The sequence below is a fragment of the Desulfoscipio sp. XC116 genome, from assembly GCF_039851975.1.
Lineage (GTDB): Bacteria > Bacillota > Desulfotomaculia > Desulfotomaculales > Desulfallaceae > Sporotomaculum.
The window spans coordinates 161,455-175,999 of record NZ_CP156660.1 but is presented as its reverse complement, the minus strand read 5'-3'; the positions used below and the strand labels follow the sequence as shown (position 1 = coordinate 175,999).

10 protein-coding genes are annotated in these 14,545 nt (G+C 51.9%); 3 read left to right on the top strand and 7 right to left on the bottom strand.

The features are described from left to right. Positions 1-276: 276 nt before the first annotated feature. The 4 genes from folP to ABDB91_RS00840 form a co-directional block, all read right to left on the bottom strand. Positions 277-1,461, bottom strand: coding sequence for a dihydropteroate synthase (gene folP, locus ABDB91_RS00855; RefSeq protein WP_347489728.1), 1,185 nt, complete (start codon positions 1,459-1,461; stop codon positions 277-279). A 175-nt stretch (positions 1,462-1,636) separates the two neighbouring features. Further along, the gene (locus ABDB91_RS00850; RefSeq protein WP_347489726.1) at positions 1,637-2,242 is read right to left on the bottom strand and encodes an HD domain-containing protein; all 606 of its coding nucleotides are present in this window, start codon (positions 2,240-2,242) and stop codon (positions 1,637-1,639) included. A 5-nt stretch (positions 2,243-2,247) separates the two neighbouring features. After that, on the bottom strand, positions 2,248-4,398 hold the full coding sequence (locus tag ABDB91_RS00845; RefSeq protein ID WP_347489724.1) for an acetate--CoA ligase family protein: 2,151 nt from the start codon (positions 4,396-4,398) through the stop codon (positions 2,248-2,250). Positions 4,399-4,699: 301 nt separating this feature from the next. Next, positions 4,700-6,331, bottom strand: a complete 1,632-nt coding sequence (locus ABDB91_RS00840; protein WP_347489722.1) for a long-chain fatty acid--CoA ligase — start codon at positions 6,329-6,331, stop codon at positions 4,700-4,702. A 396-nt stretch (positions 6,332-6,727) separates the two neighbouring features. Here ABDB91_RS00840 and ABDB91_RS00835 point away from each other — a divergent pair, with 396 nt between their 5' ends. From ABDB91_RS00835 to ABDB91_RS00825, 3 genes are all read left to right on the top strand, one after another. Continuing rightward, entirely contained in the window at positions 6,728-7,600 is an 873-nt protein-coding gene (locus ABDB91_RS00835; protein ID WP_347489720.1) for a 3-hydroxyacyl-CoA dehydrogenase family protein, read from the top strand. A 321-nt stretch (positions 7,601-7,921) separates the two neighbouring features. Then, positions 7,922-8,695, top strand: coding sequence for an enoyl-CoA hydratase-related protein (locus ABDB91_RS00830; protein WP_347489719.1), 774 nt, complete (start codon positions 7,922-7,924; stop codon positions 8,693-8,695). 97 nt (positions 8,696-8,792) lie between these two features. Then, complete coding sequence (locus ABDB91_RS00825) at positions 8,793-10,616, top strand: acyl-CoA dehydrogenase (protein WP_347489717.1); 1,824 nt, start codon at positions 8,793-8,795, stop codon at positions 10,614-10,616. A 376-nt stretch (positions 10,617-10,992) separates the two neighbouring features. Here ABDB91_RS00825 and ABDB91_RS00820 read toward each other — a convergent pair whose 3' ends face one another. Genes ABDB91_RS00820 through ABDB91_RS00810 form a run of 3 tightly spaced genes read right to left on the bottom strand, consistent with a single transcriptional unit; the run spans position 10,993 to position 14,459 of the window. Further along, the gene (locus ABDB91_RS00820) at positions 10,993-12,288 is read right to left on the bottom strand and encodes a DUF362 domain-containing protein (protein WP_347489715.1); all 1,296 of its coding nucleotides are present in this window, start codon (positions 12,286-12,288) and stop codon (positions 10,993-10,995) included. 56 nt (positions 12,289-12,344) lie between these two features. Further along, the gene (locus ABDB91_RS00815) at positions 12,345-12,785 is read right to left on the bottom strand and encodes a MaoC/PaaZ C-terminal domain-containing protein (protein WP_347489713.1); all 441 of its coding nucleotides are present in this window, start codon (positions 12,783-12,785) and stop codon (positions 12,345-12,347) included. Between the two features lie 36 nt (positions 12,786-12,821). Continuing rightward, positions 12,822-14,459 (bottom strand): AMP-binding protein, encoded by a 1,638-nt coding sequence (locus ABDB91_RS00810; protein WP_347489712.1) that lies wholly within the window; start codon positions 14,457-14,459, stop codon positions 12,822-12,824. Positions 14,460-14,545: the final 86 nt, after the last annotated feature.

The window sequence follows — 14,545 nt, the reverse complement described above, 5'->3', positions numbered from 1 at the left end:
TTGCCCGCATCACGATAAACGAATATATGTCATTGCACCGGGTAATATCATTGCGAGTGTAAGCGAAGCAATCCCAGACTCCAAAGCAGGCCCCCAAAGAAATGCCAACTGTAAAGCGGAGATTGCTTCGTCGCTTCGCTCCTCGCAATGACATGCTTTCAAGTGTTGCAAGTTTTATTCATAGCAATAACAGTTGAAAGCACGTCGGGAAAAAACCCGGAGTTTTTTCAGGACAGATCCGGGGGCTTTCCAACAGCAAACAAAAGCCGGGCCATTCTAGCCCCGCACCACTGCGTCAGTCATCCGGACTACCCGAACCATTTCCTTAACATCATGCACCCGGACGATATCCGCTCCGTTGGCTATACCCAGGGCTACGGTGGCACCGGTGCCCTCCACCCGCTGGTCGGGCGGCAAATCCAAGGTCTTGCCGACCAGTGATTTGCGGGATGTGCCCAGCAGCACGGGCAAGCCCAGGCCATCCAGCTCCCGCAGGCGGCGCAGCGCCTCAAGGTTATGCTGCACAGTCTTGCCAAAACCAATGCCGGGATCAATAATAATATTTTCCCGGACTATCCCGGCCTGCTCCGCCATGGCTATGCTCTCCCGGAAAAACCGCACCATATCGCCCATCAGGTCGCGGTATTCAGTGCCCCTCTGATTGTGCATCATCACCAGCGGCACTTGATACTCCGCCACTACCGAGGCCATATTCCGGTCCGCCCGCAGCGACCACTGGTCGTTAATTATATGAGCCCCTACCTCCAGGGCACGCCGGGCCACCGACGCTTTAGTGGTATCCACGCTGACGGGCAAATTGATTTCACGCACCAACACTTGCAACACCGGAATTACCCGGTCCAATTCCTCTTCCACACTAATCGGTTCATAACCGGGATGGGTAGATTCACCGCCCAGGTCTATAATATCCGCCCCCTCGTCCACCAAACGGCGGGCGCAGGCTATGGCAGCATCGATATTATCATAACTGCCCCCGTCGGAAAAAGAATCGGGTGTAACATTTAAAATGCCCATAACCAGCGTTCTTTCTCCCAAAGTCAGCTTTTTATCCCGGCAGATCAGCTCCCGGGGTTGCCGGCCGTTCAGGTTATCCAGCGTTTGCTTCAGCTGTTCGGCCAAAGCGGCCAGTTTAAAGGGCTGCATACGCAGCTTTTTAATCACGGCCCGGTATTGTTTTTCAGTACCCATCAGCAACACATCGGTTTTTTCCACCGAGGAGTCCACCGTACCCCGGGTGACGGCGGCATCCCCGCCCTTGCCCAGCATTTCCTGCTTGATTATGTTGGCCTGTCTGGGCGCCAGGTCATATATTTTAACCAGCCGGTGCAGCGCCTTGGGCGCCATTATGGCGCTGCCGGCCGCATCGGCGCCTACTTTTTTAAATTCTTCCCACACCTCGCCTCGATGTGCAATCACCAAGTTATGCATATTAAAGAACACTTTGATTCTACCTCCCGAAAGATTTATAGAACGCCGCCCCTGAAAACCCACCCCCTTGTAAGGCGGGATGAAAGGGGCATCGCCCGGCAGGGCGATAAGTATTCCACCAATATACGTTCCATGGTAAGTATACTTGTGTTCTTTGACAATTAGTATAGCGCCTAAAATACCCGCCCTAATATAATAGCATACCGGCGGTTTCCATGCGGCTGATTTTATAGCATTCGTCCCTGGCCGCGCAGCGGCTGCAGGGGCGGACCAAATCATCGGCCCGGCAGATATATTGACCCAGCAGGCTGGCGTCCGGACCGCCGGTGCGGTGCTCGCTAATGGCAGTGGAGATTATCTTTTGTTCAGCCGTATTAAACCCGACCCGGTCAAGCACCTCACCGGCCATCCGGGCCCCGGCTGCGGCGTGGTCCTCGCCGGTTTCATATTCCACCCAGCGGGCCATGTCATGCAGTAAACCGGCGGCATAGATTAGCTCCCTGGCCTGCACCAGCAAACCGGGCCCGCCGGCGGCTGCCGCGTCATACTTAATGCCCGTGCCACCCAATATTTTAAGTAAAACGGGATCTCCCGGCACACCGGTGACGGCCGTGCCATTCACGGAGCATCCTTCTTCCAGCACAAGCATATAGGTAATCCGAGCCACATCCAGCATATGCTGCAAATCATGCCGGCAAAAACGTCTGCTTCGCTCACAGACGGCATTGCGTTCGACACATTCTTTATACCGGGAATCATTTAAAATACGGTTCACCCGGTGCAAAATATTCACCCCCGTTACTCTTTTTTAACCACCAGTGCATCCGCCGCCCGGACACCTTGTCCCACCGGATACACCAGCAGGGGGTTAATATCTATTTCCGTTATTTCATCTTGAAAATCCACAGCTAGGGCCGACACCTTAAGCAGCACATCTATAACGGCATCAATATCAGCCGCCGGCCGCCCCCGCAATCCCTGCAGAATACGCCCGCCCTTGAGCTCGGCCAGCATATCCCGCGCATCCCGCCTGGTAATGGGAGCCACCCGGAAAGCCACATCCTCCAGTGCTTCTACAAATATACCACCCAGACCCACCATTACCGTGGGACCGAAAACAGGGTCCCGCAGCGCTCCCACAATCATTTCCGTACCCGGCGGCAGCATCTCCTCCACCAGCACGCCGCGTATTTCGGCACCGGGAGAGTGCTGCCGGGCACCGGTGGTAACTGCCTCAAAGGCGGCCGCCAATTCATCATCCCCGGTTATATTCAGCCGGACAGCCCCGGCTTCTGTTTTATGTCTGATCCGCGGCGCGTCTGCCTTTAAAACTACCGGGTAGCCTATATCCCGGGCCGCCTGCAGGGCCTGTTCGGGATCGGCGGCAGCCTTACCTTTAGCCACCGGAATACCACAGTGAGCCAGCAGCGCTTTGGATTCCCGCTCACCAAAGGCAGGCTGCCGCAGCAATATACCGGTTTTTTCCCGGTCCCGGCCCGACCGGCATGGTTCGCACCGCGCCTCATCCCGGTGCCTTTGCCGGGCTGAAGCGAAGTGCACCAGCGACGCCAGCGCCCGCACCGCCTGAACAGGTTCCTCTATAATGGGCACCCTACTTTGTTTTAGCGTGTTATAGGCATGCTCATTGGATTCATTGCCTGATGCGTACCAGGTGATGACAATCATGGGTTTGTCTGTTTGGTTATATACCTGGATGATATCCCGGGCCATGTCTTCAACACGGGGGCCGGACAAGGCAAAAAAGGCAATCAGCGAATGTATCCGCGGGTCTTTGGTCATTGTTTCCAGGCATTGTTTCAGTAATCCCGGATCGTTCATTATTTGCCCGGTAATATCCACCGGGTTCAGCGCCGAAGCAAATCCCGGCAGTAAACTTTCCAGGTGTTCACGGGTGTGCGGCGAAATATCGGGCACCACCAGCCCGAACTCATCACACTTATCGGCCATCAGCACCCCGGCGCCGCCGGAGGTGGATACAATACCGACATTGCCGCCGGCGGGCAGTTTACCGCCGGCAAAAAGATTAACCAGCGCCACCAAATCCTCCATACTGTCTATGCGAATAATGCCGGTTTGACGGAAAAATGCGTCGTATACCCGGTCCGCCCCGGCCAATGAACCGGTGTGTGAACCGGCGGCTCTGGCCCCCACCGCAGACTTGCCCACCTTCATTAATATAACGGGTTTGCCCGCCTGCAGGGCCTTTTCGGCGACCCGGCGCAGCTTAACTCCGTCCTTGGCCCCCTCCATATAACCGCCGATTACTTTGGTTTCGGGATCCAATAACATGTATTCCAGAAAATCGCAGAATTCAAGGCTGGCTTCGTTGCCCACACTGACAAAATAGTTAAATCCCACGCCGCGCTGCTGGGCCATCATATAAATAACGGCGCCGAAGGCCCCGCTCTGGGTGATAAATCCCAACAGCCGCGAAGATTCCCGCCCCGATTGAGTGGGCACCGTGGCAAATGTAGCCATCACTCCATTGGCGGTATTAAGCAACCCCAGGCAGTTGGGGCCGCACATTTTTATATTGTACTGCCGGGCGATCTCCGCAATCTCTTGCTGTAACGCCACTCCCGCGGCCCCTACTTCGGCAAAGCCCGAACTGAACACCACCGCGGAGCGCACTCCTCTTAAACCGCAAGCCCGCAGCACATCCGGCACCCGGGCCGCCGCCACGCCAATGATGGCCATGTCAATTTCCCCCGTTATTTCATTTAGCGAAGGATAACATTTAAGACCGGCTATCTCGGCATACTTGGGATTAACCGGGTAAATACAACCCCGGTAACCATGTTTCATTAAAAGCTCCAGCGGACGGCCGTTGGGTTTGCTGAAATCAATGGAAGCACCGATCAGCGCGATAGATTGGGGGTTAAACAGCGGCTGCAGTTCATTAATTAGCTGCTCGGTCGTTTGTGTCAAAGCATATCACTCCTATATTTGATACATCTATTGTGCGGATGTCAAACAATATCCTATAAATATCCTTCCGGTAAATTTACGATTAAGTCAACAAACCCAAGCTTATTGTATAATAAATTTCCGTTGCGAATATTTAGATAATATCACGGTACCATCATCGACACAATACACACGCTTTTATTCATACTACATCCCCAATGTAAGACCGAACCCCATGTTAACATATTGAACACCAAATAAATTATGGCCGCCCGTCAAGGGCAGCCACAATGAACACTGCTTTACCTATTTACCGGCTTGCTTAGAGCTTCTTCATCTCCTCTTCCACCAGCTTGCGCCTCAGCAGCTTGCCCACCGCCGATTTGGGCAGTTCCTGCCTGAATTCAACCGCTTTGGGCACTTTATAGGGAGCCAGCTTTTCCCGGCAGTAAGCAATTAATTCCTGCTCCGTGGCGGTCCGGTCTTCTTTAAGCACTACATAAGCTTTCACCGTCTCCCCGCGATAGGCGTCCGGCACACCGGCCACCACCGCCTCCTGCACTTTGGCATTCTCAAACAAAACCTCTTCCACTTCCCGGGGATAAATATTATAGCCACCGGCAATAATCATATCCTTTTTGCGATCCACAATATAAAAATATCCTTCTTCATCCATTCTGGCCATATCCCCGGTGTACAGCCAGCCGTTTTTCAAGGTTTGTGCCGTTTGCTCGGGCTGGTTCCAGTACCCCGGCATTACCTGGGGACCCTGAACCACCAGTTCCCCCACCTCGCCCACAGGCAACACCCGGGTACCCGTTTCAATATCCACCACTGCGGCGTGAGTAGCAGGATAGGGCACGCCGATACAACCCCTTTTATTCGGGCCGAATTCGGGGTTGCAATGCGTTACCGGTGAAGATTCGGACAGTCCGTACCCCTCGGTCATAAGTGAGCCGGTACCCTCCAGCAGCCTATCATAACAATAGCCGATTTCAACGGGCAACGGTCCGCCACCGGCATTATAAACCATTACCTTGTCGTAATCCTTGTAATCTTTAAATTCCGGGCTGTTTAACATAGCTACGAACATAGTGGGCACCCCGGGGAAGAAGGTAGGCTTATACGTGCTGATTAATTGGGCTATCTCAGCAGGCACAAACCGGGGCACCAAAAGCATGGTGGTACCGGCCGCCACCGCCAGGTTCATGCAGCTGGTCATACCGTAAACATGGAAAAAAGGGAGCACGCTCATAATCAACTGTTTTTTATTATCATCATTGAAGAAATGGTTGGTTTGCATAGAATTGGCGTAAAGATTCAGATGGGTAAGCATGGCCCCTTTGGACACCCCGGTGGTGCCGCCGGTATACTGCAGCACGGCCAGATCCTGCGCCGGGTTTATTTCCACCGGCGGGGCCGGAGCCCGGTCCACTGCGTACAGATCCGGGAACCAAACAGTGTCGTCGGGCAACGCTCCCGGCTTACCGGTAAACCCGGTCAGCAAGACCTTCTCCAGTGGTGTGTTGTCCCGCACGTTTTTAACCCGGGGATATAAGTCGGCAAGGGTAATAATCATTTTAGAGCCCGAGTCATTAACCTGATGCTCAATCTCTCTTTCCACGTACATGGGATTGGTGTTTACCACTATGCCCCCCAAACTCATGGCAGCATAATAGGCAAATACAAAATCGGGGCAGTTGGGCAACATAACGGCAATTCTATCCCCCTTGCGCAGGCCCAGCTCATAAAGGGCGGAAGCTACCCTGACCACACAGCCGGCCAACTGGCCGTACGATATCTTGTGCCCGTAAAAAATCATGGCGGTTTTCTTCGGATGCTTCCCGGCTGATTCAAATACCAGTGTGTGCAATGGCTTGGGATCGATATTAATATCCCAGTCTACTCCCCCCGACTTGTAAATATTAAGATATGGCTTGGAGAACTCAAACAATCATTACACCCCCAAATTTTTTATAATTAGAATTATCTTAATTTTAACTATAATGCAAACATTGTGCCAACATTAACATTTCTACTATCTAAATTTAACGGATAGAAAAAGAGTGCATGTCCTGGTAAATTTACCTTTATTTACTGTTCGAACCTTCCCGTAAGAAGCCATTTGCATCAGCTGTCCTGTACCAAGCGCAGCTTTAAACTACTGGCGTTCAATTAATTAACCTTATGTTAATTAATTGAACGCCAGTAGTTGCCAACATGCACAACATGTCCGGCACATTTACTGCAATAGCAGTAACTTTCTAAAAAAACGCCGGCCGGGTTTTGGCACATAAATTGCTTATTTTATTTATGTTTAAAGAATGTATAAATAAAGGAGAGATCTTCTGTGACTATTCCGGGAATCAATAATATTTGCGTAGTCGGCGCCGGCAATATGGGACACCAAATCGCGCTGTGCTGCGCTGTGGCGGGCTACCAGGTCAAGTGCACCGATATTAGCGAAGAGATACTGAAAAAAGCCGAAAACTTTGCCGACACCTACCTGCCCCAGCGGGTGGCCAAGGGCAAGATGAGTGAAGAAGTTGCCAAGCAGGCCCGGTCCAATATCTCCTTCACCAGCGACATAAAAGAGGCCGCCTCAAACGCCGACGTGGTCATTGAGGCTATTTTAGAAAAACTGGATCTAAAATTAAAACTGTTTGCCCAGCTGGATGAAATTTGCCCGCCGCATACCATACTGGCTACCAACAGTTCCTTTATTGTCAGCTCCAAAATCGCCCCGGTGACCAAGCGGCCGGAAAAGGTCTGCAACATGCATTTCTTCAACCCGGCCATGGTTATGAAGCTGGTGGAAGTAGTTAATGGGCCCCATACCTCGGAGGAAACAGCCCAAAAGATTTTCGACCTGGCCAAGGACATCGGCAAAATACCGGTCATGCTCAACAAGGAGATTTACGGCTTTTTGGTCAACCGCATTCTGGCGGCCCTCAATCACGAAGCACTGCACATTTACGATATGGGCGTGGCCTCTTATGAAGATATCGACACCGCAGTAATGTACGCCCTGGGCCATCCCATGGGGCCGTTCCGCCTGATGGACCTGACCGGCGTCGACCTGACTTATTATATCGGCATGGAGCGCTATCAGGAAACCGGCGACCCGGCTTACAAACCTTCACCCATTGTCGTGGAAAAATATATCAAAAAGGAATGGGGCCAAAAAACAGGTAAAGGGTTTTACGATTATACCAAGAAGTAAACTCGTTCAGCTAAAGCTGAACATCGGGACTTCAGATGGGGGGTGGGGATTTACCCCACTTGAAATAAAAATAGCAACTTCCATCTATAAAAGTGGGAGTCCTGGAATATTTGATAAAGGCATATTCAGGATTCGGTCAACCAGTCAAATGAACGTAATAATCTATTGAAGCAAGTTCTAAATTCAGGGGAAATTCAGCCCCCCGAATTTTAGAGCTGCAAAATGCATGACTTAGTTGGCGTTGTACTTCCCACTAATAAAAGTGGAAGACTCACGCCAAGCTAGTCGGCAAACTCAGTTAAGCAAGGGGGCAAAAACGGCATGTCATACACCAAACTGCTTGTGGAAAAAGAAAACGGCTATCTAGTGGCCGCCATCAATAATCCGCCGGCCAACGCCCTGAGCCAGGCGGTACTCGGAGATATCAACCGGCTGCTTGATGAAAGCCTGAATGACGACCGGGTAAGGGCTATAGTGCTGACCGGCTCCGGAGAAAAATTATTTTGCGCCGGAGCGGATATTACCGAATTTGCCGTTTATATGAGCGGCAATACACCCGAAATCAGCGGACACGATGTATTTTTAAAAATAGAGAATTACCCCAAGCCTGTCATCGCGGCGCTCCAGGGCAGCGCTTTCGGCGGCGGCAATGAACTGGCCATGAGCTGCCACCTGCGCATTTTATCGGCTGCGGCACTGATCGGCCTGCCCGAAGTAAAGCTGGGCATCATCCCGGGCTGGGGCGGCACCCAGCGTTTACCCAGACTGATCGGCAAAACCCGGGCGCTGGAAGTAATGCTTACCGGCGACCCCTTAAACGCAGAGCAAGCCCTAAACTACGGGCTGGTCAATAAAGTAGTGCCGCAGGACCAGGTACTGACCGAAGCCAAAGCGCTGGCCGCCAAATTGACTAAAGGAGCTCCCCTGGCCATCCGGGAAATTTTAAAGGCGGTTAACCAGGGCCTGAACACATCCATCACGGAAGGGATAGCCATTGAGCAGGCCGGCTCGGCGGTTGTCTTTGCCAGCGAGGACGCCAAAGAGGGCAGCGCCGCCTTCATGCAAAAAAGGGCCGCTCAATTTAAAGGTAGATAGAACTTTACCAATACTGCAGTGTAAATTACTTTTTAAGCAAAGCTTGCATCGTCTTGCTAGGTGCCGGCTAAACAACACCGGCGAAAGGAGATTATCAATGTCCAACAACTTTATTTATTCGAACAGGGACCACAAATTCATCATCAAGGAATGGCTGGATGGAGAAAAGATACTTAATTTAGACGCCTTTAAAGATAATTATGAAATGGACGACGTGGATATGCTGCTGGACCAGGCTTTGAAGGTGGCCAGGGAGATGATCGCCCCTACCAACGTCGACGGGGACCGGATCGGCGCCCGGTTTGAAAACGGCCGGGTCTCCACGCCCCCTTCTTTCCACAAGCTGTACGGCTTCATGCAGGAAAACGGTTTTGGCAACTCCCAGTACGATCCCGAGGAAGAAGGCAAGCTGCCCGAGATATTGCGCATCTGGCTGGATGAATTCTTCACCGCGGCCAACCCGGCCTTTCACCCTTACATCGGACTGGTGGGCGGGGCCAGCAACTTGATTGGCTCCTTCAGCACCGACGCCGAAAAAGAGCTGTATCTGCCTAAGATGTTCAGCGGCGAATGGGCCGGCACCATGTGCCTGACTGAGCCCTGCTGCGGCTCCGATGTGGGAGACATCACCACCAAAGCCTATGCCACCGACGACCCGCGGGTATATAAAATTAAAGGCGCCAAGTGCTTCATCACCGCCGGTGACCACGATCTGACCGAGAACATTATCCACCTGCTGCTGGCCAAGTGTGAGGGAGCGGCGCCGGGTACCAAGGGCATCTCACTGTTTATCGTACCTAAAATATGGGTTAACGAAGACGGCAGTCTGGGTGAGCCCAACGATGTAAGCACGGTAGCCATTGAGCATAAAATGGGACTAAGAGGTTCGGCCACAGCTATGCTCAGCTTTGGGGAAAACGACAATTGCCGCGGCATACTGATCGGCAGCCCGCCCGATGAAAACGGCAAAGCCCAGGGCATGGCTCAAATGTTCGTCATGATGAACGGCGCCCGTATTGACACCGGGCTCAGCGCTCTGGCCATTGCCCAGGCAGCCTATAACTACGCGCTGCAGTACGCCAAAGAACGCATCCAGGGCAAAGTCATTTCCAACCCCAAAGGACCCCGGATGCCCATTATCCAGCACGAGGACGTACGCAGGATGTTGCTGTTCCAGAAATCGGTTGTTGAAGCCTGCCGGGCATTAATCGCCAAAACCTGCTATTACGAAGACCTGGCCCACCATAGCCCCGACCCGGAGGAAAAAAAGGCTGCCAAGCGGCGCATCGAAGTAAACACTCCGCTGGTCAAAGCCTATATCTCGGACATGGTCTGGCAAACAACTTGCGAGGCCATCCAGGTACACGGCGGTTACGGATTCACCGAAGAATACCCCGTGGCTCAGTGCGCCCGGGACTCCAAAATATTGTCCATCTGGGAAGGCACCAACTTCATCCAATCATTGGACCTGGTGGGCCGCAAGTGGACCCTGGACGGGGGCAAGGTATTTGCCGAGTGGTTTAAAGAGCTGGCCGCATCGGTGGAAGGCAATAAGGATGTGGAAGGGTTCGGCAGGGAACATGAAATACTGGCCAGGGCCATGGGAGCCTACCGGGAAATTCAGGGTTTCATAGCAGCCACATTTGCCAAAAACATCAAAGTTGTACCGCTGTATTCCAGCCGTATACTGCACGCCACCGCCATGCTGTACTGCGGCTCCCTGCTGCTTGACCAGGCAGCCGTGGCCATGCAAAAAATCAAGGAACTGGGCGAAGGCCACCATGAATTACCCTTTTACCAGGGTAAAGTACAGTCCGCCAAGTTCTACATCCGTAATATCGTGCCCGAAATATTTGGAATTGCCGAAGTTATTAAAGACTGCGACACCTCGGCCATTGATATACCGGAAGAAGCCCTGTAATTTCTGTTAGCGGCCGTCAGGGGCCATGGGCTCGCACGACGGTGCAGTGCAACAGCACCCTTGGAATTTGATAAAGTAAAAGCCGGGCGATCAATTAACCGCGTCCGGCTTTTACTTTGTTTTGCTCGATATAAATACGGGGTATTGACTTAGCCCTCCGAAACGGGCCCGGAGGCTTCCCAATTCAACGAAAACCGTCCGGCAAAAGCAAAGTCTTACATCCCCCTCATGAGGCCGCAGGCTTTAGCCCCAACCAGCGGGGTCAACCATGGACATCCGCTGCTTTGCCATATGCATCTTTCATCGTACGGCACAAGACCGTGTGCTCTTAGAAAGCGGTTTTTTATAAAGGCCGGAGCTATGCCGGGGTATATCTCTATTGAACGTCAAACAGCCCCATATCAAAACCATCCTCCGCTTTATAACGGTTATAGATATAATGGCGGTATTTCACGTATTCTTTATAGTCGCACATAATGCCCTCTTCCCGCATCGCCTTTTCAAATTCCATAAGGTCGGGCGGGCACCCCTTAATAGCGATGGCCTTTTTAATGTTGGGGTTATCTTTGTTCAGTGAACAGGCGCAGCGGCCAAAGAGCACTGTTTTGTCAAAACCCGGCGCGGCCTTTTGCACTTTGCCGCTGACCACCTCCACATTGGGGAAGGGCTCGCCCTTAAATGCCGACATAAGCATAATCAGCAAAGGATTGAACAACATGGAGCACCCCGTGCACATGGTACTGTCGTACTTGCGCACCGCCAGCCCCGTGATGCCGCGCTTAACATAGCCTAACGGCCCCGTGTCGTCGGCGGTCCATTCCCAGTCGTAATCCAGGAATTTACTGTTGGCGGCCACGTCTTCTCCCCGCACGTCGATATCTTCCAAATTAACACTGCCGCCGCTGCGTTTGGCAAAGTAGCCAAGGTGCTTAATATCCGCGGCGTTATAGCCTAAAAGCGCCGCACCCACCACGTCCGCGGACAGGGGATCTTGAGAAGCCGCCAATAAATTCAGCCGCTCGGCCTTGCCGGTAGGTCCCGGACCCTTGGCCATGCCGAATACGCCATCGATAATAGTCAGCGCCACGGGCAGCTTTTCAATAATATGCGGGAAAGTGTGGTCAAGGCCGGTTTGGGCGCCGTGGCAGAACATCTTGGACTTGCGGTTTAAACAGCCCTTGAGGTTTTTAATACCCAGAGAAACCTTGGTCTGGTTATGGGTCTTGAGCACCGGCACATCAATTATCTTATCGGCCTCCAGGGCTTTTTCCGCCAGGGACAGTTCAAAGCCATCGCAATCTACTTTAACAAACTTTTCTTCGTTAAAATCCACCAGCTCTACGCCATACTTTTCTTTTAACTTGTGATAGCCCAAAATTTTGAACATAGCCTGCCCCACAGTTTTAGGCACCATTAACGGCGCTTCACCAATAGTCAGCCTGGTGAAACCCTCCTCCGCCAGTATTCGTACCAGGGCGGCTATCACAGCCGATGTGGTAACCACTCCGTAAGGCGGAAAAGGCAGGTCAAAATCCCAGGACACCAGGTTGGGCTTGATTAATACTTTATCTTCTTTACTGAACCCTTTAAGCCCCTCGCTTAAATCCAGGGACCGGCGCAGTGATTGATACGGGTCATCAAATTTAACCACGGAAACAATCGGTTTGGACATTATTCATGTACACCTCCAATTAAAGTATGCCGGCACTTAGAAAGGGCATGCCCGGCCTAACCCTCGGCTCTTTTTTTAAGCAGCAGCCGCAATACCGCCGCCGCCACAGTTTGGCCGCGCTGATTTTTTATCTCCTGTTTGACATCAACTACCCCGCTGTCCGGGTTTTTAACCTTTTTCTCCACTATTTCAAGTTCCGCATGGATGGTATCGCCAATAAAGGTAGGAGCGGTAAAGCGCACCTTATCCATGCCATAAAAGGCAATAACCGTGCCCCCCGACAGATCCCAAAAGCCCGAGGATACGGACAGCACCAGTAATCCATGAGCAATGCGCTGCCCAAAAGGAGTCTTGGCGGCCCATTCCCGGTCCGTGTGCAGCTGGTACCAGTCTCCGCTGAAGGCGGCAAACATAACGATATCTGATTCGGTAATAGTGCGGCCACGGGAAACCCAACGGTCGCCAACCTTTAAATCATCATAATAGCCGCTGAGCATAAACACCTCTCCTTTCATAATTAATTAAATATATCATTACCTGGACTCGGACAAGATACGCCTGTTCACCCGTCCGGTACCCATATGCGGCAGTTCATTTACAAATTCCACTACCCGCGGGTATTTGTAAGCGGCCATTTTTTTCCTGGCCCAGCCTATAATATCCTGCTCAGTAATTATTCCGGCATATTCTTGCCTTAAAACGACATATGCTTTAACAGTCTCCACCCGGTAAGAATCCGGTATACCAACTACAACAGCTTCAGCCACAGCGGGGTGCTCATACAAAAAGTTTTCTACTTCCCGGGGAAATATGATAAACCCGGAAGGCTTGATCAACTCTTTTTTACGCCCCACAATATAAACATAGCCGTCATCGTCCAATCGGGCCACATCACCTGTAGCCAGCCAGCCGTCACGCAATGCCCGATCAGTTTCAGCGGGGCGATTCCAATATCCCCGCATCACCTGGGGACCCTTAACAAGCAGCTCCCCTTCAGCACCGGCGGGCAGCTCGTTTTCCAGGTCATCAATGTCCACGATCTTAATATCGGTTTGCTGTACGGGTATGCCCACCGAGCCGGGGCGAGGCTTATCCAGCGGGTTTATGGTTACTTGAGATATGGTTTCGCTTAGACCATACCCTTCCCCGAGATGAGCACCGGTAATTTGGCGAAAACCATGCAATATTTCAGAAGGTATCGGGGACCCCCCGGAGAAACAAACGCGCAGCGATGATAGATCATATTTATGTACATTCGGATAATTAACTACCGCTATATTCATGGTGGCGACACTCACCCAGTGGGTACAGCGGTTTTTTTCCACCGCCCCCAGCACCGTTTCGGTATCATACCGGGCCAGCAGTACAATAGTACCGCAGGTATAAAAAGGCATGGCCATACTGTGCACAAGACCGGTCACCTCAAACAGAGGCAGCACCGCCAGGTGCACGTCTCCGGAGCGCACGCCCAGCCAGGCGGCCGAGCCCGCTGTATTACTGAGCAAGTTGCGGTGGGTAATCATGGCGCCCTTGGGCAGACCAGTGGTGCCGGCGGTGTATTGCAGCAAAGCCAGATCGTCCAATGCCGGTTCATTCATTTTACAATCTTTGCCGCCCTGAAACAGCATTTCCATAAATGACATAGCGCCAAATGCATCCACAGCTTCAGTAACCATAGTACGATGGGGCGGCAAATCGGGCACAAAGGGCAAAAAATCAGTGCGTTCCGTAATAATAACGTTTTTTACTGAAGTACGCCGGCTAACCGCGTCAAATATGGGAAACAAGTCATCCTGCATCACCAGTGTTTCCACCCCGGCGTCAGCCAGCTGGTAAACCAATTCATCACCTAATAACATCGGGTTGGCTGGTACCATTACGGCACCGGCCTTCCACCCCCCCAGCATGGCTATAATAAATTGCGGACAGTTTTCCATATACAGGCATATGCGATCACCTTTATTTACTCCCCGGTCCGATAGAGAAGCGGCAAATCGATCCGTAAGCTGCTCCAGCTCGCGATATGTTATAACCCTACCGTAATAATTTATGGCCGGTAAAGATGGATTTTTTTTAGCCTGGCAGGAAATTGCGCCGGTTATACAATGAGTATAATACAGTTGTTTGGGAACTCCGGCCGGCCAGGATTTATACCAAGGCTTAGCAAGCATAATTCCTTCCCTTTCGCTACAGTACAAGTATACACCGGCGTCATAAATTAATATCAATGGAAACCGCCGTTAACAAACATATGCAA

What these genes read in the sequence shown, in the direction of transcription:
- ABDB91_RS00830 (WP_347489719.1), top strand. Translation starts at nt 7,922, where the DNA reads ATGTCATACACCAAACTGCTTGTGGAAAAAGAAAACGGCTATCTAGTG.
- ABDB91_RS00825 (WP_347489717.1), top strand. Translation starts at nt 8,793, where the DNA reads ATGTCCAACAACTTTATTTATTCGAACAGGGACCACAAATTCATCATC.
- ABDB91_RS00820 (WP_347489715.1), bottom strand. Translation starts at nt 12,288, where the DNA reads ATGTCCAAACCGATTGTTTCCGTGGTTAAATTTGATGACCCGTATCAA.
- ABDB91_RS00815 (WP_347489713.1), bottom strand. Translation starts at nt 12,785, where the DNA reads ATGCTCAGCGGCTATTATGATGATTTAAAGGTTGGCGACCGTTGGGTT.
- ABDB91_RS00810 (WP_347489712.1), bottom strand. Translation starts at nt 14,459, where the DNA reads ATGCTTGCTAAGCCTTGGTATAAATCCTGGCCGGCCGGAGTTCCCAAA.